An 18,918-nucleotide genomic window follows, 5' to 3' on the forward strand; every position below is an offset into this window, starting at 1 on the left:
CCCATGACGATTTGGGACGCCATCATCCTCGGCATCGTCGAGGGCCTCACCGAGTTCCTGCCGGTGTCCAGCACCGGCCACCTCACCATCACCTCGAAGATCCTCGGTCAGCAGATCGACGATCCGGCCATCACGGCCTTCACCGCGGTGATCCAGTTCGGCGCGATCGCGGCGGTCGTGCTGTTCATGTGGAAGGACATCAAGACGTACGCCGTCGCCTGGTTCAAGGGGTTGCGCCACCCGGAGCACCGGGGGGAGTTCGACCACCGGATGGGCTGGTTCGTGATCGTCGGCTCGCTGCCGATCTGCGTCGTCGGGTTCGTCTTCCGCGACCTGATCTCGGGTCCGCTGCGCAGCATGTGGTGGGTCGCCGGGTCGCTGATCGGCTGGTCGTTCTTCATGGTCGCGGCCGAGCGCCTCGGCAGCAAGGCGCGGCCGTTGACCCGGATCACGCTGATCGACGCGGTCGTGATGGGAATCATCCAGTGCCTCGCGCTGATCCCGGGCGTCTCGCGCTCGGGCGCGACGATCACCGCCGGTCTGTTCCGCGGCCTGGACCGCGTCGCGGCCACCAAGATGGCCTTCCTGCTCGGCATTCCGGCGCTGGTCGGCGCCGCGGTGTTCCAGTTGCCGGAGGCCCTGAAAGGCGACGTCGGCGTCGTCCCGGTGATCGTCGGCACGATCGTCAGCTTCATCGTCGGTTACGCGTCGGTGGCCTGGCTGATCAAGTTCGTCGCCAAGCACACCACCGAGGTGTTCGCGTTCTACCGGATCCTGCTCGGCATCGTCATCCTGATCCTGCTCGCCACGAGCACGATCACGGCCACCTAGTACGCCGTACGCCGGGCCGGCGGGCGCTAGAGCCAGCCGGCTCGGCGGAAGCCGGCGTACATGGTGGTGCAGACGACGGCCATCAGGGCCACGCAGGCGTAGTAGCCGTAGTACCAGCGCAGCTCGGGCATGTTGTGGAAGTTCATGCCGTAGATGCCGGCGATCATCGTCGGGGCTGCTGCGATTGCTACCCAGGCGGAGATCCGGCGCATGTCGTCGTTCTGCTGGACCGAGACGCGGGCGAGGTGGGCGCTGAGCGCCGAGCTGAGCAGCGTGTCGAGCGCGTCGGTCTGGTCGGAGACGCGGATCACGTGGTCGGCGACGTCGCGGAAGAACGGCGCCGCCTGCTTGCTGACCAGCGGGACCGAGCCGTGTGCGAACGCCTCCATCGGGTCCCGCAGCGGGCCGATCGCGCGGCGCATCTCCAGTACTTCCCGCTTGAGCAGGTAGATCCGCTCGGCGTCGCTGGTGCGTTCGGGCGAGAAGACCGAGCTCTCGACCTCGTCGACGTCGATCTCGACCTGCTCGGCGACTGACTCGTAGCCGTCGACGACCGAGTCGCAGATCGCCCACAGCACGGCGGCCGGGCCGTGGCCGAGGACCGAGGCGCGGTCCTCCAGGTCCTGGCGGGCGGTGGTCAGCGGCGCGCCCTCGCCGTGCCGAACGGTCACGACGTACCGCGGCCCGACGAACACGCTGACCTGACCGGTCTCGACGGCGTCGCCCTGGTCGACGTACCAGAGGGTGCGCAGTACGACGACGACCGAGTCGCCGAACCGCTCGACCTTGGGCCGCTGGTGGGCCTTGAGCGCGTCCTCGACCGCCAGCGGGTGCAGGCCGAACAGCTTCTGCACCCGGACCAGCTCGTGCTCGGTCGGTTCGTGCAGGCCGACCCAGCCGAAGCTTTCGCCGTCGTCGCCGATCGCCTGCGCCACGGTCTCCGGGTCGGCGGGCAGGTCCTTGCGCTCGCCCTCGGCGTACACCCCGCAGTCCACGATCACGCGACCATCATGGCATCGGAGTTGCGTGGACCGGATAACGTGCGGTTTATGCCCACGGTGATTCTGGTTCGGCACGGCCGTAGTAGTGCCAACACATCCGGCGTACTCGCCGGCCGGACTCCGGGGGTGAAGCTCGACGACACCGGCGTGCAGCAGGCGGCCGCGGTCGCGGAGCGGCTGGCCGGGCTGCCGCTGGCCGCGATCGTCACCTCGCCGCTGGACCGCTGCAAGCAGACCGCGGCGGCGATCGCCAAGCAGCACCCCGAGTTGCGTCCGGCAACGGACCGGCGGCTGACGGAGTGCGGGTACGGCGACTGGACCGGTCAGAAGATCAGCACGCTGGCCAAGGACCCGTTGTGGACGGTCGTGCAGCAGCACCCGTCCGCGGTGACCTTCCCGAACGGCGAGTCGATGCGCGGCATGCAGCAGCGCGCGGTCGACGCGATCCGCGCCCACGACGCCGCCCTGGCCGCGAGCCACGGCCCGCAGGCGCTCTGGGTCGCCGTGTCGCACGGCGACGTGATCAAGGCGATCGTTGCCGACGCCCTCGGTCAGCACCTCGACACGTTCCAGCGGATCGTCGTCGACACGGCCAGTACGACGATCATCAGCTACACGCCGACCCGCCCGTTCCTGGTCCGGCTGAACGACTCCGGGAGCGAACTGGCGTCGCTCGTGCCGCCTCCGCCGAAGGCGAAGAAGGGCACCCAGAAACGGGCGCAGAAGTCCGCCGTACCCTCCTCCGACGCCGTTGTCGGTGGCCGGTAGATAGGGTCTGAGGCATGGCGCGCGTAGTGCATTCGTACGACGACCCTGACCGGTTCGTCGCCGGCACCGTGGGAGAACCCGGTGCCCGGACGTTTTTCCTGCAGGCCCGGGCCGGTACCCGGCTCACCTCGGTGGCCTGCGAGAAGGAACAGGTGATGGCGCTCGCAGAGCGGCTCGACGTGATGCTGGACGAGGTGGCCCGGCGGTTCGACCGCGAGCCGGTCGCGCTCACCGGCGTGGACGACACCGACCCGCTCGAGCAGCCGATCGAGGAGGAGTTCCGGGCCGGCACGATGACGCTGGCCTGGGAGGCCGACGCCGAGCGGGTGGTGATCGAGGTGTTCGCGGTCGTCACCGGCGACCAGGCCGAGCTCGAGGAGGCCGACCCGGTCGCCGCGGCGCTGGAGTCGGAGGACTCCGAGGTGTTCATCGTCCGGATCAGCGAGGAGCAGGCCCGCGGGTTCGCCCGCCGGGCGGTCGCGCTGGTCGCGTCCGGCCGGCCGAGCTGCCCGTTCTGCGGCCGGCCGATCGACCCGGAGGGGCACATCTGTCCGCGGGCCAACGGCTACCGTCGGCACGTCCGCGAATGATCGATCCAGATCTGCTCGCGCGGGGCGAGCTGTCCCTGAACGGGCGACTGGTGGCCGCGTCGAACGGCACCTTCCAAGGGGTCGTCAGCCTCGGCGACGAGACGGCGACGGTGGTCTACAAGCCGGTCGAGGGCGAGCGCCCGCTGTGGGACTTCCCGGACGGCACGCTGGCGCAGCGCGAGTACGCGGCGTACGTCGTGTCGGAGGCGCTCGGCTGGAACGTCGTACCGCCGACGCTGCTGCGCGACGGGCCGCTCGGCGAGGGCATGGTCCAGCTGTGGATCGACGAGGCCGAGCTGCCGCCGGGCGAGACCGAGCTGGTCGACATCGTGCCGCAGGGGCGCGTGCCGGCCGGGTGGGTCGGCGTGCTGGACGCGCTCGACGGGCGGCACAACCCGGTGACGCTGGTGCACGCGGACAACGAGCAGCTGCGGCGGATGGCCGTGTTCGATGCCGTGGTCAACAATGCGGATCGCAAGGGTGGGCACGTGCTCAACCCTGGCGACGGGCGGGTGTTCGGGGTCGATCACGGCGTGACGTTCAACGCTGACGACAAGCTGCGGACCGTCTTGTGGGGTTGGGCGGGTGATCCGATCCCGGGCGAGCTGCTGGACGACGTACGGAAGCTCGCGGACGGGCTGGCCGGGGCGTTCGGGCAGGAGTTGTGCTCGTTGATCACCGCGGTCGAGTTGAGTGCTACGCGGGAGCGGTGTGCGGGGTTGCTGAAGTCGGGGAGCTTTCCGTACCCGAGCGACGACTGGCCGGCGATCCCTTGGCCGGCGTTCTGAGCCGGTTCGGGCTGGTGCCGCGTTCGCGTTTGAACGCGGTGCTGAAGCTGAACGCGTCCGCGTAGCCGACGCGTCGCGCGACCGCGGCGACTGTCGCGTCGGGCTCGGTGAGCAGGTCGGCTGCGAGGGACATCCTGAGGTTGGTCAGGTAGGTGAGGGGCGGTTCGCCGATGAGGTCGGTGAAGCGGCGGGCGAGCGTCGTACGGGAGACGTTGGCTACGCCTGCGAGGGATGCCAGGGTCCAGGGGGCTTCTGGGGTGGTGTGGAGGGCCTGGAGGACCGGGCCGATGGTTTGGTCGCCGGCTGCCCGGTACCAGGGTGGGGTGTTGAGCTCGAACCAGTCGCGCAGGGCGCAGACCAGGAGCCAGTCGATCAGGCGGTCGAGCACGACGCGGCGTCCGTGGGCGCCGGCGGCGATGCGTTCTTCGAGGTAGTCGCGCAGGGGTTTGCAGTCGTGGTCGGACGGTACGACGACGGCGCGGGGGAGTTCGCGCAGGAGGCGGGTGGGGAGACCGGCGCGGACGTTGGCTGCGCCGGCGAGGAGGACTGTGCCGCCGGTGGTTTCGTCGTACGGCGCGCCGAGGACGGTGCCGTCGCAGGAGATGTCGAGCGTCGTGCTCGGGCGGTCCGGGTCGTCGGTGACGACGAAGGGTTCGGAGCCGTGGACGACGGCGGTGTCGCCGGGGCGGACGAGAAGTGGTGTCCCGTCGGCGACGATCCAGGCGTTCCCGCGCAGGGGCGCGATGAGCGTGAGCTCAGCACGATCGGTGAAGCGGAGAGCGTAGGGGGCGGCGAGCACAGGCGTGCCGAGCACGGCCCCGTCAGCTCGGACGGCACGCAGGAGGTCGTCGAGAGGTTCCACAGCACCACGATAGGCAGATCGTCGGTGCAGCCCGGCCGGACCGCTCGCCCGGCCAACGCGGCAAGAGTCCCGCGCCCCGCGCGGCGACGGTCGGGCCGCCCGCGAAGCGTGGCGGGGGCGGGGCGCTCGCTCCAACCCCCCTCCTCCCTTCCCCCCCCGTCCGTCCCGCGCAGCGGGACGGACGGACATGGGTGGCGGACGATCGCCGATGGGATCGCGGGGGCTTCGGCGGTTGAGTGTGGGTATGACGATTTTGGTGCTTGGGGCAACGGGTAAGACGGGGCGGCGGGTGGTTCCTCGGTTGCGGGGGATGGGGTTCGAGGTGCGGGCTGCGTCGCGGTCGGGGGAGGTTCGGTTCGACTGGTTGGAGCGGGAGGGCTGGGGAGAGGTACTGCGGGGAGTCTCCGCGGTCTATCTGGTGGCGCCGGAGGAGGCGGAGCCGGCTGAGGCGTTTGTGGAGTTGGCGGTGAAGGCTGGGGTCAAGCGGTTCGTGGTGCTGTCGGGGCGGGGGATCGATCGGGCGGCTGAGGCACTGCCGGCACGGGCCGATGGGTCGCCGGGGGTGTTCGGGCCGGGGATGGTGGCGGCTGAGCGAGCCGTCGAGGCATCAGGGGCTGAGTGGTCGGTGATTCGGGCCAACAACTTCGCGCAGAACTTCTCCGAGGACGTGTGGACGGCGCCGGTTCAGGCCGGGCGGTTGGCGTTGCCGTTGGGGGCTGTGGGGGAGCCGTTCGTCGACGTCGAGGATGTGGCCGAGGTTGCGGCCGCGCTGCTGACCGAGGCCGGGCACTCGGGGCGGATCTACGACGTCTCGGGGCCGGACTCGCTGACCTTCGCGGAGGCGGTCGAGGTGATCGGCCGGTGGACGAAGCCGATCGAGTACGTCGAGCTGACGCCCGACCAGTACGCCGAGGAGTTGCGCGCCGAGGGGTATCCGGAGGAGGTCGTCGAGGTCCTCGAAGCGATGTTCGGGATCATGCGCGCCGGCCATCTGAGCGCGCCGGCCAAGGGTGTCGAGCAGGTGCTGGGACGCCCGCCGGCGAGCTTCGCGGCGTACGCCGAGCGCACCTTCGGCAGCCTCTAGCAGGTCGGCCGGGAAATTGCCCGGAGTACCGGAGAGTGGGCCTCCGGGCATGGCCGGTTTGCTGACTGGATAGGCTCCGTCCCATGCAGGCGTGGACGAATCCAGACATCCCGGTCGTACCCGGGCCGGCCCGGCGTCTTCGCCTTTACGACACCGCCTCCGGCGGCCCGGTCGAGGTGCCGCCCGGTGACGGCGGCACGGCGCGGATGTACGTCTGCGGCATCACGCCGTACGACGCGACGCACATGGGCCACGCGGCGACGTACGTCACGTTCGACCTGATCAACCGGCTCTGGCGCGACGCCGGGTACGGCGTGCACTACACGCAGAACATCACCGACGTCGACGACCCGCTGCTCGAGCGCGCGACCGCGACCGGGGTCGAGTGGACCGAGCTGGCCGAGCGCGAGATCCAGCTGTTCCGCGACGACATGACCGCGCTGCGCGTGATCCCGCCGCAGGAGTACATCGGCGTGGTCGAGTCGATCGACCTGGTCAGCGACGCGATTGGCGACCTGCAGCGGGCCGGGGCTGTGTACTCCGTCGACGAGGACCTGTACTTCGCGGTGAAGGCCGATCCGGCGTTCGGAAGCGTCTCGAACTACGACGGCGAGACGATGCGGACGCTGTTCGCCGAGCGCGGCGGCGATCCGGACCGCGAGGGTAAGCGGGACCCGCTGGACAGCCTGCTGTGGCGTGCGGAGCGTCCGGGCGAGCCGTCGTGGGACTCGCCGTTCGGCCGCGGCCGGCCGGGCTGGCACGTCGAGTGCTCGGCGATCGCGCTGAAGCACCTCGGGATGACGTTCGACGTCCAGGGCGGCGGGAGCGACCTGATCTTCCCGCACCACGAGATGTCGGCCAGCGGCGCGCAGGTCGCGACGGGGGAGTACCCGTTCGCTCGTGCGTACGTGCACCAGGCGATGGTCGGACTGGACGGCGAGAAGATGTCCAAGTCGAAGGGGAACCTGGTCCTGGTGTCGCGCGAGCGGCAGGCGGGGTCGGACCCGATGGCGATCCGGCTCGCGCTGCTCGCGCATCACTACCGGACCGACTGGTTCTGGACCGACTCGGATCTGCTCGATGCGCAGAGTCGGCTCGACGTGTGGCGTGGGGCGATTGCCCGGGGCACCGGTCCGGATGGTGCTGCCGCTGTTGATGCGCTGAGGGCGGCGTTGACGAACGATCTGGACACCGTCGCTGCGCTGTCGGCGATCGACACGTGGGCCGACACGAACGGCGACGACACCGAGGCGCCGGCGTTGGTCGCTCAGGCGCTCGACGCACTGCTGGGGATCAAGCTCTAGTCCCTGCTCGGAGCGCGCAGGGAAACGGCCCGGCACGACCTGCTCGGAGCCGACTCGGCCCCCATTCCACCAAGTACCGGCCAGTGATCGGGGGCCGGTACTTGGAGCGTCATCGGGGGACAGCTGACTGAGCAAGACGAGCCGAACCAGGGCGTCGGCCACCCCGGTTTGGGCGGCGTGGTTGGGAACGGGCGTTCAGGCGGTGGGCCCTGCTCGGAGCCGACTCGGCCTCCAATCCACCAAGTACCGGCCATTGATCCGGGGGCCGGTACTTGGAGCGTCATCGGGGGACCGGTTTGTGCGGCTGGGGACGGGCGTTCAGGCGGTGCTGTAGGTGTCCGTCTGCTGGTCGGCGCGGGCGGTGACTCGGTAGCGACCGGGGGACTGGCCGCGGGATCTGGTGAAGGCGCGGCTGAACGCGTACGGCGTGGTGTAGCCGACCGAGCGGGCGATTGCGTCGAGGGTGTCGTCGGTGTCGCGAAGCTTTCGCGCGGCGAGGTCCATCCGCCAGCGGGTCAGGTACGCGCCGGGCGCTTGGCCCGTCGTACTGGCGAAGCGGCGGGTGAGCGTCGCCCGGGACACCCCGAGCTCGGTCGCGAGCAGCTCGGTCGTCCACGCCCGGGCCGGATCGGCGTGGAGCTTGGTTAGCGCGGCGGTCAGGAGTGGGTCGTCGAGTACGCCGAGCCAGGTGTCCTTGGCCTCCTCCGGGCGGCGTGCGAGCCAGACGCGGAGGAACTGGATCAGCAGGATGTCGACGAGCCGGTTGAGCACGACCGAGGACGCCAGCTGGGGATAAGCCACCTCCCGGGCCAGCAGCCGGACGGAGTCGTCGAGGCAGCTGCCGCTGGCATCGGCCGGCAGGTGGACGACCTCGGGCAGCAGCTCCAGCGCCTGGGTCGACACCGCCGGGTCGTGCGAGTACGTCGCCGCGACCAGCTGGCTCTGCACCTCACCCGTCCCGAACCGCAGCGCCTCGCCGGTCAGCCGGGCGTGGGCAGCCGCTGCCGGACTGCATTCCGGAGCCTTCGCGCCGGGATCGCTGCTGAGCGTGTGGGGAGCACCGGTCGGCAGCAGGACCACGTCGCCGGCCGACAGCCGCAACGACTCCCGTCCGTGAATCGCGAGCCACGCCGTACCGGCGGTGACCGCGTAGAAGGCGGCGCCGGGAATGTCCGTCCACTGCAGGGCCCAGGGCTCGGAGCCCTCGACCCGGGCTCCGAGCGTCCCCTGGACGCCTCCGACGGCGAGCACCTCCGCGAGCAGATCCATACCTGCGACTCTACTGTGCACCAGGCGGGTATCAATGTGCGCCGAACGATCATCGTCCGGTGCAGGGGCTGGTTCCTACGGTGGTTTCACCAACACCACTTCACGCAAGGAGCCAGCTGTGAAACTGTCCGGAAGCACCGCCCTGATCACCGGCGCGAACCGCGGGATCGGCCGGCACTTCGTCGACCAGCTGCACGAGCGCGGCGCGCGGACGATCTACGCCACCTCGCGGACGCCGCAGTCGATCGAGCTGCCCGGCGTCGAGGTGCTGCCGCTCGACATCACCGATCCCACCTCGATCGCCGCGGCGGCTGAGCGGGCCGGTGACGTCGATCTGCTGATCAACAACGCGGGGATCACCACGCATCAGCCGCTTGTCACCGGTGATCTCGATCAGATCCGTCGTGAGCTCGATACGCACTTCTACGGGCCGTTGGGCACGATCCGGGCCTTTGCACCGATCCTTGCCGCGAACGGTGGGGGTGCGATCGTGAACATGTTGTCGGTGCTGTCGTGGCGGCCGTTCCTCGGTGCAGGTGGGTACGCCGCGGGCAAGGCGGCGGCGTGGAGCCTGACGAACAGCGTGCGGTTGGAGCTGGCGGGGCAGGGGACGCTCGTCAGCGGGGTGCACGTCGGTGCGGTGGATACCGACATGATGGCCGGCTGGGACGTGCCGAAGGTCGACCCTGCGGAGCTGGTGCGGATCGTGCTCGATGGGGTGGAGGCTGACCAGCTCGAGATCCTTGTGGATGAGCCGGCTGCCGCCGCGAAGGCGGCCGTCGCTGGAGACGTTCGGGCGGCGTTTCCTGAGTTGGACTGATGGGGTGAGCGGGAGCAAACTGCGGCCTCGACCCGCTGACACGCAACAAGTACCGGCTACCGATCGGGGGCCGGTACTTGAGAGCTGATCGGGGGCTCGTCCTTCAGCTGTACGCCGGTCTGCGCCTGCCCGATGGGGACCGGATCAGCCGGTGACCGGGTGGTGGGTTTTGACCGGGGTTGGGACCGGCGCTGCCGGTGGGTAGCCGACGTCGCCGGCGGGGACAGGCTCTGGGCGGAGGGTGGGCTTCGGCGTTGTCTTGGTGGCGGGCTTGGCGCAGGTGGCTGAGGCTAGGCGGATGACCTGGGCGCCGTCGCCTAGGTTGATGGTGAGGCCGGTGACGGTGAACGAGCCGTCGGGGGCTCCTGCCTGCTGGTTGACGGTGATTGTGGCCAGCGGGGCGGCGGGGATGACGGCGCCCTGCTCGGTGCCGGGGATCTGGATCTTCTGGCCGAGCAGGGTCAGTGAGCCGAGGTCGACGCCGCCCTTGTCGCCCGCGCACCAGACGTTGACCGAGTCGATGCCGAGGATCGAGCTCGGCGGTGTGAGCAGCAGGTTGCACAGGTCGGGCAGGTTCTTCACCGGCAGGTCGACGGTGCTGAGGTCCGGCAGCGGCAGGCCGAGGTCGGGCAGTGGCAGGTCCGGGACCGGCAGGTCGTCGGCGCCGGTCGGCGGGAGCGAGGCGCAGGACTTCTTCAGCTCCGGTGGCAGCTGGATGCTGTCGAGTGCGCCCTTGCCGAGCGTGACGTCGAGCAGTTCCACCGACGCCTTGTCGTTCCCGGCGGTGACGGTCGCCGTACGAGCGGACAGCAGCGGGTTCTTCGGCAGTTCGAGCGCTGACGAACTGCGCTCACGCCCGTCGCGCGACTCGACGTACGGCGTCTTGCTGACCGGCACCTGACCGTCCGCGCCGATCGCGTACGCCGAGGAGGGCCGGTCGGTCGCGTTGCCGGGCTGGGCGCCGGTGACGAGGGTCAGCACCACGACCCCGGTGACGGCCGCGGCCGTCGTGGCTGCCGGAACGATGTGTCGTCGCATCTGTCTCACCCTCATTTGCTGTCGATCAGAACGAGCGTCCCCAGGGGAACGCGTTGCAGCTTGTCGAGCGCGGTCTGCGGGACGCGCACGCATCCGGCGCTGACCGCGGCTCCGAAGACGTCAGGGCGCGGCCAGCCGTGGATCGCGACCGTGCCGGGTCCGCCGCCGAACGTGTCGAGCGTCGGACTGTGGGCGCCGAGCGGCAGGACGACGGGCGACGCCGACCGTTTCGGATCGATGATCGACCCGAGCAGGAACGTCCGGCCCGGGGGAGTCGGCGTCTTCTGCGCTCCGACCCCTGCCTTCCACTTGCCCAGGTGCTTCGCGCCGTCGTACAGCTCCAAGGTCCGCGAGCCGGTGTGCACGCGGATCGTGTACGGCGAGGAGGCCTGATCCAGGTCCTCGTCGACCAGCCAGCCGGTGGACCGGTTGGGCTTCGACGGCAGCAGCACGCGCACCCAGCCGTCGACCCGCTCGACGACCGGCAACCAGGTCGCGCCGAACTGCGCCGTCCCGATCTTGGCGAACGGCTCCCCGTCGGGTGCCGAGAACACGGCGGTCTCCGCGCGGGGATGCACGACCACTCCGTCGGTCGAGGCGAACGGCTGCGAGTCCAGCGGCGCGGTGCTGATCGTCGCGTGCGTCGACGAGGCGGCCAGCGTGGTCAGATCGACGTCCGGCTTGCCGTCGTCGAGCAGCGCCACGGCCCCGGCGATTCCGAGCACGGCAAGGACGGCGACCGCGGCGACAGAACTGCCGCCGCGCTGATTCCGCGTTGCCCCACGCATGTCGAACTCCCCGTCAGACCGACGTCGTCCGACGACGACAATAGGACGATTGCGATTATTACGCCACAGTATGTGACGCCCCGGTCCGGTAGTGGTCAGCGATCTCGTCGCTCGTGGTCAGCCAGACGTCGGGCTGCGCGGCGAGGTACTCCAGCGCCAGATCGAGGTACTTGGCGCGGAACGGCTGGCCGATGACGAACGGGTGCAGCGCGAGCGCCATCACCCGTCCGCTGTGCTCGGAGTCGGCGCGCAGTACGTCGTACTGGTCCTTGACCATCTGGAGGAAGTCGGGGCCGGTGAGGCCGCGCAGGAACAGGCCGAGGTCGTTGAGTTCGACGGTGTACGGGACGCTGAGCATGCCGGGGACGTTCAGCGCGTAGGGCTGGTCGTCGTTGGTCCAGTCGAGCACGTAGTCGTAGCCGAGCTCGGCGAGCAGCTTCGGGGTGTTCCAGGTCTCGGTGAGTGCGGGACCCATCCAGCCCTTCGGGCGTCTGCCGGTGGCCGCCTCGATCGTGTCGGTGATGCCGGTGAGGATCTCGCGCTCCTCGTCAGGCTCGTACGCCGTGTGCAGGATCGAGTTGGTCGAGCCGTGCGCCAGCCAGGCCCAGTCGCGTTCGACGCCGGCCTGGATGATCTGCGGGTTGTGCTCGACGACTGCCGAGTTGAGCAGCGTGCTCGCGCGCACCCCGTACCGGTCGAGGATGTCGATCGTGCGCCAGACACCGACCCGGGCGCCGTAGTCGCGCCAGCCGTAGTTGAGCGCGTCGGGCACGAGGTCGAGCGGCCAGATGCTGGTCGACGGGCGGTCGGGGAGGAAGTGCTCGACGTTCAGGCCGACGTAGAAGGCGACCTTCTTGCCGTCCGGCCAGTTGATCGCCGGGCGCTGCGTGATCGGGCTGTAGTCGAAGAGTTCGAGTGTCATACCGGCACGGTAAAATCTGACATCAGTGTCAGGTTCAAGTCCTTGCGGAGGTCAGATGCGGATCGGTGAACTCTCCCGGCGCACCGGCGTCAGCGAACGCTCCCTGCGGTACTACGAGACCCAGGGCCTGCTCGTCTCGGACCGCACGTCCGGCGGCCAGCGCACCTACCCCGAACGCGCGGTGGACCGCGTCATCCTCATCCAGGAGTTGTACGCCGCCGGCCTGCACAGCCCGAAGATCGCCGAGCTGCTTCCCTGCATGCGCGACCCCGACGGAGCCCCGAACGACCGCGCGACCCCCGCGCTCGTCACGTCGCTGACCGCCGAACGAGCCCGCATCAACAAACTCATCGCCGACCTCACCAGGTCGCGAGCAGTCCTCGACGACGTCATCGAAACCGCCGCGCGCGAGTTGTAGCCCGCGGCAACCGACCGCAGGCTCAGTCCGGGTGGTTCTTGTTGCGCCTTCTGAGGTAGCGCTCGAACTCGGCGGCGATCGCGTCGCCGGAAGCCTCGGGGAGGTCGGTGGTGTCGCGCTGCTCCTCGAGGGTCGCGACGTACTCGGCGACCTCGGGGTCTTCCTCGGAGAGCTCGTCGGCGCCGCGTTGCCAGGCGCGGGCCAACTCCGGGAGCTCGCCCTCGGGGATGGCGAGGTCGAGGAGGGCTTCGACCTTGCCGAGCAGCGCCAGCGACGCCTTCGGGCACGGCGTACCGGCGATGTAGTGGGGGATCGCGGACCAGATGGAGACCGCGGGGACGCCGAGCGCGCCGCAGAGGTCGGCGAAGACTCCGGAGATGCCGGTCGGACCCTCGTACGTCGACGGCTCGAGGCTCCACGACGCGGTCAGCTCCGGGTCGGAGGACGACGCGCTGACCGGGATCGGACGGGTGTGCGGGGAGTCGGCCAGCAGAGCACCCAGTACGACGACCAGCTGCGCGTTCGACTCGTCGACGAGGGCGAGCAGCTCGCGGCAGAAGGTGCGCCAGCGCATGTTCGGCTCGATGCCGCGGATCAGCAGCACGTCGCGGTCGGTGTCTTCCGGGCGGGCCAGGAAGACCCGCGTGGTCGGCCACGTCAGACGGCGTACGCCGTCGTCGTCGAAGCCGACGGTGGGACGGTTGACCTGGAAGTCGTAGTAGTCCTCGGGGTCGATCGCGGTGACCAGTTCGGCGTCCCACTCGTCGATCAGGTGGTCCACCGCCCCGGTGGCGGCGTCGGCGGCGTCGTTCCAGCCCTCGAACGCGGCGATCACGACCGGGTCCCTCAGATTCGCGAGGTCGACCACTCGCCACCCCCTGTCCTGCTCGTCTCCGGTACGGCGTTCGTACCGGACTGCCAGCCTACGTCTCCGGCCATCGCCGTGCGTCCGGTTTCACGCCCAGCGGAACGTGTCGGACCGGGCCTAGTAAAATTCCTACCGAACCGACCCCGCACGACGAAATCTGAGGAGCTTTCCCTTGACGCTGCGCGCGGTGCTGTGGGACATGGACGGCACGCTGGTCGACTCCGAGCCGGTCTGGGCCCGGGTGCAGATGGCCCTGCTCGCCGAGCTCGGGGCCGAGTGGTCGGAGGAGGACTGCGTCAGCCTGGTCGGCTCCGACCTGCGCGACGCGGTCGTCGCGTGGATGGCGCGGATCCCCGAAGGCGCGATCACGGCCGAGGAGCTGGCCGAGCGGATGTTCAGCCAGGTCGTGGAGACGCTCCGGCAGGAGGTCGAGTTCCGGCCGGGCGCGCTGGAGCTGCTGCAGGCCTGCGTGAAGGAAGAGATCCCGTGCGCGCTCGTCTCCGCGTCGTACCGGACGATGATCGACGCGGTGCTCGGGCACTTCCCGGACGGCCTGTTCGCGACGGTCGTCGCCGGTGACGAGGTCGTGAACGGCAAGCCGCACCCCGAGCCGTACCTGACCGCCGCCAAGGCACTCGGCGTCGACCCGGCCGACTGCGTCGTGATCGAGGACTCCCCGGGCGGCACCGAAGCCGGTACGGCGGCCGGCGCGTTCGTGGTCGCCGTTCCGCAGTGGGTGCCGATCGCGGACGCACCGCGCAGGCTGGTGCTGAAGTCGCTCGAGCCGCTGACCCCGGAGTCGCTGCGCGAGCTGCTCCGCTGAGGCAGTACCGTCTTTGGGGTGCCCGCGGGGGCGACTGGGGACGAGAGGGTGGATGTGGTGAAGGTGTACACGCGCCGGGTGGTGGCGGTGGCCGCCGCCGGCGTACTGGCGGGGTCGTTGGCGTCGTGCGGGGACAAGACCGGCAACTCGGCGCCGCAGCAGACCGGCGAGCCGCCGCGGCAGCTCACCTTCAAGGTCGCCACCACCGACACCGTCACCTCGCTCGACCCGGCCGGCCCGTACGAGGTGGGATCGCGCACCCTGCAGGCGAATCTCTTCCAGACCCTGCTCACGATCACCGGCGACCGGCCGACCCCGGTGCCGGACGCGGCAGACTGCCAGTTCGACGCACCGACGACGTACACGTGCAGCCTGAAGAAGGATCTGACCTTCCCGAACGGGCACGCGCTGACCTCGTCCGACGTGAAGTTCAGCTTCGACCGGATGCTCAAGCTCAAGACGCCCGGCGGGATCTCCGGCCTGTTCGGCTCGATCGCCACGATCAGTACGCCGGACGACCTGACGGCGGTGTTCACGCTGAAGAAGCCGGACGCCCGCATCCCGTACCTCTTGACCACGACGGCCGCCTCGATCGTCGACGAAGAGGTCTACCCGGCCAACAAGTTGATGCCGACGAAGGCGATCGGCAGCGGCCCGTACGAACTGACGGCGTACAAGCAAGGCGCGAGTGCTTCGCTGACGAAGTTCAAGGCCTACAAGGGCCCGCGGGCCGCGCAGAACGACGGCATCGACCTGACGCTGCTGCCGGACTCGGCCGCGTTGAGCAACGCGGTCACGACCGGCAAGGCCGATCTCGCCTTCCACGGCTTCGGCGCGACCGACCTCGACAAGCTTCGCTCCGGCGACCAGGTCCAGGTCGTCGAGGCGCCGTCGGCGGAGATCCGCTACTTCTCGTTCCACTTCAAGTCGGCGGTGTCGCGACGTCCCGCCGTACGGCGTGCGGTGGCGCAGCTGATCGACCGGAGCGCGATCGCGAAGAAGGCGTACGGCGACCAGGTGACGCCGTTGTACTCGGTCGTCCCGCCGGGAGCCGGTGGTCACGTCGAGGCGTTCCGTACGGAGTACAAGGAACCGAACAAGACGGCCGCGGCCGCGATCCTGCGCGAAGGCGGAATCACCACTCCGGTCCCGTTGACGCTCGGCTGGACGCCCACCCGGTACGGCGCCGGCGCGAAGGCCGAGGTCACCGAGCTGAAGCGCCAGCTCGACGCGTCCGGGCTGTTCCGGGTGACGTTGCGCAGCGTCGAGTGGCCGAGGTACCAGCAGCTCGCCCGCAGCGGCGCGTTCGACCTGTACCACTCGGGCTGGCTGCCGGACTACCCGGACCCGGACGACTACCTGGTGCCGTTCGTCCGTGATGGCGGGATCTACCAGAACGGCTACAAGTCCCAGACGGCCAACAAGTTGCTGGATCAGGAAGTCGCCGAGCAGAACCAGTTGAAGCGCGAGCAGGTGCTCGAGCAGGCGCAGGCCGTGATCGCGCACGACGCGCCGCTGGTGCCGAGCTGGCAGGGCCGGCTGACGGTGGTGGCCGGCAAGAACGTCGAGAACGTCTCCGGCACCCTCAACGCGCTCTCGTTCGTCACGTTCTCGGCCCTGAAGAAGTAACAGAACAGGTCACTGTCAGCGAGGCCTTCACAACGCCTGGTACGACGCCGTGGTACACAAAGAACTGTCCACGATACGGGACGATCTCCTCGGCATCACGATCGGGCAACGCCCTCTTTCCGCGTTTGACTCCGGCCGGTTCTGGCGGCAGGTTAAGGCGGCAGCCATGTCCGGTTTCGGTCGGTCACCACTACGAGGTAGGGGAACACAACGCGTGAGCACGCCACTCGAGGTCGAACCCGGATCGTCGTCGGCGCAGCCCGAAGCCGTCCTGGCCGGCATGAAGAAGATCGAGGGTCGCTCGCTGTGGCAGATCTCCTGGATGCGCCTCAAGCGTGACAAGGTCGCGATCGCCGGTGGCGTCATCGTGCTCATCCTGATCCTCGTCGCGATCTTCGCGCCGCTGATCTGCAAGATCGTCGGTGTCACCCCGGACGACTTCCACCAGGACCTGGTCGACCCCTCGCTGCAGACCCCGATCGGCAAGCTCGGCGGCATGAGCGCCGACCATCCGTTCGGGATCGAGCCGGTCAACGGCCGCGACATCTTCGCCCGGATCGTGTACGGCGCCCGGATCTCGCTGCTGATCGCCTTCCTGGCGACTCTGCTGTCGGTGGTGATCGGGGTCGCGATGGGCATCATGGCCGGCTACTTCGGTGGCTGGATCGACACCCTGATCAGCCGGCTGATGGACATCTTCCTGGCCTTCCCGCTGGTGCTGTTCGCGCTGGCCCTGGTCGGCGCGGTACCGGACTCGATCCTCGGCCTGCAGGGCGACGCGCTGCGGGTGGCGCTGATCGTGTTCATCATCGGCTTCTTCAGCTGGCCCTACATCGGCCGGATCATCCGCGGCCAGACGCTGTCGCTGCGCGAGCGCGAGTTCGTCGACGCCGCCCGCAGCCTCGGCGCGCGCCGGCCGTACATCCTGTTCACCGAGCTGCTGCCGAACCTGATCGCGCCGATCCTGGTCTACGCGACGCTGCTGATCCCGACCAACGTGCTGTTCGAGGCCGGCCTGTCCTACCTCGGCGTGGGTGTCCGCCCGCCGACCGCCAGCTGGGGCGACATGCTCTCGATCGCCGCGAACTGGTACCAGGTCAACCCGACGTACATGGTCTGGCCCGGCCTGTCGATCTTCGTCACGGTGCTGGCCTTCAACCTGTTCGGTGACGGGCTGCGAGACGCCCTGGACCCGCGCTCGCGCTGAGACTTCTCGCCACAACCAGGGAGCCTGGCTCTCACAAAAAAAGGGGTGCAAGAAAAGATGAGATGGAATCGCATCACGACGGCGACCGCCGTCAGTGCGGCCGTCGCCATGAGCCTGGTGGCTTGCGGTGGGGGACCCAAGGCCACTCCCGGAGGGTCCAACTCGGCGGGCGGAACGACCGCCGCGTTCGACGCGGCAGTCAACAAGGTGTTCAACCCGAGCGACAAAAAGGGTGGCACCTTGAGGATGGCGATCACCGAGAAGTGGGACTCGACCGACCCCGGTGACACCTACTACGGCCTGTCCTGGAACCTGATCCGCAACTACGTCCGGCCGCTGATGACCTTCAAGTCGGCACCGGGCGCCGAGGGTGCGAAGCCGGTTCCGGACCTGGCCGAGGCTCCGGGTGTGCCGAGCGACGACGCCAAGACCTGGACCTACAAGATCCGCAAGGGCGTGAAGTACGAGGACGGCACCGAGGTCACCTCGAAGGACGTCAAGTACGCCGTCGCGCGCTCGCTCGACAAGGCGACGCTGCCCAGCGGCCCGACGTACTTCAACGACTTCCTGCTGGACGTGCCCAAGGGCTACAGCGTCTACAAGGACCCGTCGCTGGCCGGGGTCGCCAAGGCGATCGAGACGCCGGACGCGAACACGATCGTGTTCCACCTGAACAAGTCGTTCGCCGGCTTCGACTACTTCGCGCAGCTGCCCTCGACCGCTCCGGTGCCGCAGGCCAAGGACACCGGCGCGAAGTACCAGGAGCACCCGATCGCGACCGGCCCGTACAAGTTCGAGAGCTTCGACGCGAACAAGGGCATCACCCTGACGCGCAACGACCAGTACGACCCGGCCACGGACCCGGACTCGGGCCGCAAGGCGCTGCCGGACAAGATCAACGTCGCGTTCAACGTGAACGGCACCGACATCGACAACCGGCTGATCGCCGGTGACCTCGACGTCGACATCGCCGGCACCGGTGTGCAGCCGGAGACCCAGGCGAAGATCCTGGCCGACCCGAAGCTCAAGGCGCACGCCGACAACGTCGCGGCGACCCGGCTGAACTTCACCGTGCTGAACACCGAGGTTCCGCCGCTGAACAACCTGGACTGCCGCAAGGCCGTCCTGTACGCCGCCGACCACGAGGGTTACCAGCGCGCGTACGGCGGTCCGATCGGTGGCGACATCGCCACCAACCTGATGCCGCCGCTGGTCGTCGGTGCGGAGAAGTTCGACGACTACGGCTTCGAGGCCGACAAGAACGGCAACGTCGAGAAGGCCAAGGAGTCGCTGAAGGCCTGCGGCCAGCCGAACGGCTTCAGCATCAACATCTCCTACCGGGCCGACCGGGCCAAGGAGAAGGCGGTCGCCGAGACCCTGCAGCAGTCGCTGAAGAAGGCCGGCATCATCCTCACCACCAAGCCGTACCCGACCGGTGACTACACCAAGCTGTACGCCGGCAAGCCGGACTTCGCGAAGGCGAACAAGCTCGGCCTGATCGTCTACAGCTGGGGTGCTGACTGGCCGGACGGCTTCGGCTTCCTGAGCCAGATCGTCGACAGCCGGACCATCCGCGCCACCGGTGGTAACACCAACCTGGGCATCCGGATCCCCGAGGTCGACGCGCTGATCGACAAGGCGCTGGCAACCACCGACGAGGCCGCGCGCAACAAGCTGTGGCTCGACGTCGACAAGAAGGTCATGGAGCAGGCCGGCGTACTGCCGGGCACCTGGGCCAAGGGCCTGCTGTACCGCCCGGACACCCTGGCCAACGTGTTCTCCAACGACGGCCAGAACATGTACGACTACGCCGGCATCGGGCTCGCCCAGAAGTAGCAGTCGGTTGCCCTGAACAACCATCATTCGCCAGCAGAGGTAGGTGAAGGCTGACGGTGGCCGGTGATCAGC

At 69.1% G+C, this 18,918-nt stretch carries 19 protein-coding genes; 12 read left to right on the plus strand and 7 right to left on the minus strand.

What is annotated here, in order from left to right; all coding sequences use genetic code 11:
- Positions 1-3 precede the first annotated feature (3 nt).
- Entirely contained in the window at positions 4-831 is an 828-nt protein-coding gene (locus tag ACYVIO_RS25900; RefSeq protein WP_460653470.1) for an undecaprenyl-diphosphate phosphatase, read from the plus strand.
- Positions 832-857: 26 nt separating this feature from the next.
- Here the strand turns inward: ACYVIO_RS25900 and corA are convergent, their stop codons facing one another.
- Positions 858-1,832, minus strand: a complete 975-nt coding sequence (gene corA, locus ACYVIO_RS25905; RefSeq protein ID WP_460653471.1) for a magnesium/cobalt transporter CorA — start codon at positions 1,830-1,832, stop codon at positions 858-860.
- A gap of 48 nt (positions 1,833-1,880) precedes the next feature.
- Here corA and ACYVIO_RS25910 point away from each other — a divergent pair, with 48 nt between their 5' ends.
- The 3 genes from ACYVIO_RS25910 to ACYVIO_RS25920 are packed head-to-tail and all read left to right on the plus strand — an operon-like array spanning position 1,881 to position 3,978.
- Positions 1,881-2,600, plus strand: a complete 720-nt coding sequence (locus tag ACYVIO_RS25910) for a histidine phosphatase family protein (protein ID WP_460653472.1) — start codon at positions 1,881-1,883, stop codon at positions 2,598-2,600.
- A 14-nt stretch (positions 2,601-2,614) separates the two neighbouring features.
- Positions 2,615-3,190 (plus strand): DUF3090 domain-containing protein, encoded by a 576-nt coding sequence (locus tag ACYVIO_RS25915; protein ID WP_460653473.1) that lies wholly within the window; start codon positions 2,615-2,617, stop codon positions 3,188-3,190.
- The gene (locus tag ACYVIO_RS25920; protein ID WP_460653474.1) at positions 3,187-3,978 is read left to right on the plus strand and encodes an SCO1664 family protein; all 792 of its coding nucleotides are present in this window, start codon (positions 3,187-3,189) and stop codon (positions 3,976-3,978) included. Before ACYVIO_RS25915 ends, ACYVIO_RS25920 begins: the two co-directional genes overlap by 4 nt.
- Here ACYVIO_RS25920 and ACYVIO_RS25925 read toward each other — a convergent pair.
- Positions 3,887-4,840, minus strand: coding sequence for an AraC family transcriptional regulator (locus tag ACYVIO_RS25925; protein WP_460653475.1), 954 nt, complete (start codon positions 4,838-4,840; stop codon positions 3,887-3,889). The two genes, ACYVIO_RS25920 and ACYVIO_RS25925, sit on opposite strands and share 92 nt — an antisense overlap.
- A gap of 244 nt (positions 4,841-5,084) precedes the next feature.
- On the opposite strand from ACYVIO_RS25925, the gene ACYVIO_RS25930 reads away from it, so the two are divergent.
- Together ACYVIO_RS25930 and mshC are read left to right on the plus strand one after the other, a co-directional pair.
- The gene (locus ACYVIO_RS25930; protein WP_460653476.1) at positions 5,085-5,924 is read left to right on the plus strand and encodes an NAD(P)H-binding protein; all 840 of its coding nucleotides are present in this window, start codon (positions 5,085-5,087) and stop codon (positions 5,922-5,924) included.
- Between the two features lie 83 nt (positions 5,925-6,007).
- Positions 6,008-7,228, plus strand: a complete 1,221-nt coding sequence (mshC, locus tag ACYVIO_RS25935; protein ID WP_460653477.1) for a cysteine--1-D-myo-inosityl 2-amino-2-deoxy-alpha-D-glucopyranoside ligase — start codon at positions 6,008-6,010, stop codon at positions 7,226-7,228.
- 318 nt (positions 7,229-7,546) lie between these two features.
- Here the strand turns inward: mshC and ACYVIO_RS25940 are convergent, their stop codons facing one another.
- On the minus strand, positions 7,547-8,497 hold the full coding sequence (locus tag ACYVIO_RS25940) for an AraC family transcriptional regulator (RefSeq protein WP_460653478.1): 951 nt from the start codon (positions 8,495-8,497) through the stop codon (positions 7,547-7,549).
- A 118-nt stretch (positions 8,498-8,615) separates the two neighbouring features.
- Here ACYVIO_RS25940 and ACYVIO_RS25945 point away from each other — a divergent pair, with 118 nt between their 5' ends.
- A complete protein-coding gene (locus ACYVIO_RS25945) occupies positions 8,616-9,317 on the plus strand; it encodes an SDR family oxidoreductase (RefSeq protein ID WP_460653479.1) in 702 nt (233 codons plus the stop codon).
- Positions 9,318-9,461: 144 nt separating this feature from the next.
- Here the strand turns inward: ACYVIO_RS25945 and ACYVIO_RS25950 are convergent, their stop codons facing one another.
- From ACYVIO_RS25950 to ACYVIO_RS25960, 3 genes are read right to left on the minus strand one after another with little or no spacing between them, the layout of a single operon-like run.
- Positions 9,462-10,355: a hypothetical protein gene (locus tag ACYVIO_RS25950; RefSeq protein ID WP_460653480.1), complete on the minus strand. Its 894-nt coding sequence runs from the start codon at positions 10,353-10,355 to the stop codon at positions 9,462-9,464.
- 11 nt (positions 10,356-10,366) lie between these two features.
- Entirely contained in the window at positions 10,367-11,143 is a 777-nt protein-coding gene (locus ACYVIO_RS25955) for a L,D-transpeptidase (protein WP_460653481.1), read from the minus strand.
- A 58-nt stretch (positions 11,144-11,201) separates the two neighbouring features.
- Complete coding sequence (locus tag ACYVIO_RS25960) at positions 11,202-12,065, minus strand: polysaccharide deacetylase family protein (protein ID WP_460653482.1); 864 nt, start codon at positions 12,063-12,065, stop codon at positions 11,202-11,204.
- A 55-nt stretch (positions 12,066-12,120) separates the two neighbouring features.
- Between ACYVIO_RS25960 and ACYVIO_RS25965 the strand changes: the two genes are divergently transcribed.
- Positions 12,121-12,483, plus strand: a complete 363-nt coding sequence (locus tag ACYVIO_RS25965; protein ID WP_460653483.1) for a MerR family transcriptional regulator — start codon at positions 12,121-12,123, stop codon at positions 12,481-12,483.
- 22 nt (positions 12,484-12,505) lie between these two features.
- Here ACYVIO_RS25965 and ACYVIO_RS25970 read toward each other — a convergent pair whose 3' ends face one another.
- Positions 12,506-13,351 carry a PAC2 family protein gene (locus ACYVIO_RS25970; RefSeq protein WP_460653484.1) on the minus strand — a complete coding sequence of 282 codons (846 nt, stop codon included), beginning with the start codon at positions 13,349-13,351 and terminating at the stop codon, positions 12,506-12,508.
- Between the two features lie 172 nt (positions 13,352-13,523).
- Between ACYVIO_RS25970 and ACYVIO_RS25975 the strand changes: the two genes are divergently transcribed.
- From ACYVIO_RS25975 to ACYVIO_RS25990, 4 genes are all read left to right on the plus strand, one after another.
- Positions 13,524-14,174 carry an HAD family hydrolase gene (locus ACYVIO_RS25975; protein ID WP_460653485.1) on the plus strand — a complete coding sequence of 217 codons (651 nt, stop codon included), beginning with the start codon at positions 13,524-13,526 and terminating at the stop codon, positions 14,172-14,174.
- A gap of 57 nt (positions 14,175-14,231) precedes the next feature.
- Positions 14,232-15,803 (plus strand): ABC transporter substrate-binding protein, encoded by a 1,572-nt coding sequence (locus ACYVIO_RS25980; RefSeq protein WP_460653486.1) that lies wholly within the window; start codon positions 14,232-14,234, stop codon positions 15,801-15,803.
- 214 nt (positions 15,804-16,017) lie between these two features.
- Positions 16,018-17,010 (plus strand): ABC transporter permease, encoded by a 993-nt coding sequence (locus ACYVIO_RS25985; protein WP_460653487.1) that lies wholly within the window; start codon positions 16,018-16,020, stop codon positions 17,008-17,010.
- Between the two features lie 57 nt (positions 17,011-17,067).
- Positions 17,068-18,846: an ABC transporter substrate-binding protein gene (locus tag ACYVIO_RS25990; protein ID WP_460653488.1), complete on the plus strand. Its 1,779-nt coding sequence runs from the start codon at positions 17,068-17,070 to the stop codon at positions 18,844-18,846.
- Positions 18,847-18,918 lie beyond the last annotated feature (72 nt).

The organism is Kribbella endophytica (assembly GCF_054781295.1).

Bases quoted from the DNA above. Each gene is read 5' to 3' on its own strand.
- ACYVIO_RS25900 (WP_460653470.1), top strand. From the start codon at position 4: ATGACGATTTGGGACGCCATCATCCTCGGCATCGTCGAGGGCCTCACC.
- ACYVIO_RS25910 (WP_460653472.1), top strand. From the start codon at position 1,881: ATGCCCACGGTGATTCTGGTTCGGCACGGCCGTAGTAGTGCCAACACA.
- ACYVIO_RS25915 (WP_460653473.1), top strand. From the start codon at position 2,615: ATGGCGCGCGTAGTGCATTCGTACGACGACCCTGACCGGTTCGTCGCC.
- ACYVIO_RS25920 (WP_460653474.1), top strand. From the start codon at position 3,187: ATGATCGATCCAGATCTGCTCGCGCGGGGCGAGCTGTCCCTGAACGGG.
- ACYVIO_RS25930 (WP_460653476.1), top strand. From the start codon at position 5,085: ATGACGATTTTGGTGCTTGGGGCAACGGGTAAGACGGGGCGGCGGGTG.
- mshC (WP_460653477.1), top strand. From the start codon at position 6,008: ATGCAGGCGTGGACGAATCCAGACATCCCGGTCGTACCCGGGCCGGCC.
- ACYVIO_RS25940 (WP_460653478.1), bottom strand. From the start codon at position 8,497: ATGGATCTGCTCGCGGAGGTGCTCGCCGTCGGAGGCGTCCAGGGGACG.
- ACYVIO_RS25950 (WP_460653480.1), bottom strand. From the start codon at position 10,355: ATGCGACGACACATCGTTCCGGCAGCCACGACGGCCGCGGCCGTCACC.
- ACYVIO_RS25955 (WP_460653481.1), bottom strand. From the start codon at position 11,143: ATGCGTGGGGCAACGCGGAATCAGCGCGGCGGCAGTTCTGTCGCCGCG.
- ACYVIO_RS25960 (WP_460653482.1), bottom strand. From the start codon at position 12,065: ATGACACTCGAACTCTTCGACTACAGCCCGATCACGCAGCGCCCGGCG.
- ACYVIO_RS25965 (WP_460653483.1), top strand. From the start codon at position 12,121: ATGCGGATCGGTGAACTCTCCCGGCGCACCGGCGTCAGCGAACGCTCC.
- ACYVIO_RS25990 (WP_460653488.1), top strand. From the start codon at position 17,068: ATGAGATGGAATCGCATCACGACGGCGACCGCCGTCAGTGCGGCCGTC.